1 protein-coding gene is annotated in these 865 nt (G+C 71.0%); it reads left to right on the top strand.

Going from position 1 to position 865, the window contains the following annotated elements:
* Positions 1-865 (top strand): DUF222 domain-containing protein (locus QMK31_RS17205; protein WP_283502173.1); only part of this gene is annotated, 865 nt, incomplete at both ends.

Here is an 865-nt window from a genome sequence, read left to right on the forward strand (position 1 = left end):
GGCGAGCAAAGCTGAGGTCCTTACCGAGGCGTGGGACTACACCACCAACACCGCCGACACCGGCCGCCCCCTGTCCGGGCCGGGCCACGAACATGACTGGGATGCGACCTTCGCCGCGCAGCAGGGCTTGGTGGCGGAGATGGCGTGCGCGCTGCGCATCCCGGCCGGCACCGCCTCCGGCCTGCTCCAGGAGAGCCGGCAACTGGTGGTCGAGCGGCCCGATACTCTCACCGCGCTCCGCAGCGGCGAGATCTCCCTCCGCCATGCCCGCCGGCTGCTTGACCAGCTGGGCTCCGTGCCGCAGCCCGCTCGCGCCGAACTGGAAGCGGTGCTCCTCCCGCACGCCCGCAGGCTCACCCCCACCCAGTTCGAGGGTAAGGCCCGCAAACTACGCGAACGCTTCCACCCCGACAGCATCACCGTGCGTCGCGCCCGGTGCCTGGCTGATCGCCGAGTGCAGTTCTTCCCCGACAAGGACGGCATGGCCACCCTCTGGCTGCGCGCCGCTGGCGAGGACCTGCAGGCGGTCTACACCCGCGTCACCGACGCCGCCCTCAGCCTGCAAGGCCCCGACGAACCTCGCACCCTCAGCCAGTTGCGCGCCGATGTTGCCGTCGACCTCCTCCAGCAGGGCGTCACCGGCAGCGGCCTCGGCGCCGGCCTGACCGCCAACGTCAATATCACCGTGCCGGTGCTCACCCTGATGGGACGAGCTGGTGGCACGCGCGAAGAACCGGGCGACCTCGAAGGCTACGGCCCGATCGACCCGGAAACCGCCCGCCGCCTCGCCGGCACCGCAACCAGCTTCCTGCGCATCCTCACCCACCCGCACACCGGCATCGTGCTCGACGTCAGCCAAGAACCC

The sequence above is a fragment of the Cryobacterium sp. PH31-O1 genome, assembly GCF_030063455.1.
Lineage (GTDB): Bacteria > Actinomycetota > Actinomycetes > Actinomycetales > Microbacteriaceae > Cryobacterium.